Genomic DNA, 264 nt, shown 5'->3' on the forward strand with positions numbered 1-264 from the left:
CGGTTGCGACAAGACCACGCCGGCGTGTCTGATGGCGGCGGCGACGGTCAATCTTCCGGCGATCGCGCTGTCCGTCGGGCCGATGCTGAACGGCTGGTTCCGCGGCGAGCGCACCGGCTCCGGCACGATCGTGTGGAAGGCGCGCGAGCTTCTGGCCGCCGGCGAGATCGATTATCCGGGCTTCGTCAAGCTCGTCGCCTCCTCGGCGCCTTCGACCGGCTATTGCAACACGATGGGCACGGCGACGACGATGAATTCGCTCGC

1 protein-coding gene is annotated in these 264 nt (G+C 67.8%); it reads left to right on the top strand.

Annotated features, from left to right (window positions below):
- Positions 1 to 264, top strand: a 264-nt coding sequence (locus tag CH341_RS32780) for a dihydroxy-acid dehydratase domain-containing protein (RefSeq protein ID WP_210208739.1), incomplete at both ends; no start/stop codon positions are given.

The organism is Rhodoplanes roseus (assembly GCF_003258865.1).
GTDB classification, from domain to species: Bacteria; Pseudomonadota; Alphaproteobacteria; order Rhizobiales; family Xanthobacteraceae; genus Rhodoplanes; species Rhodoplanes roseus.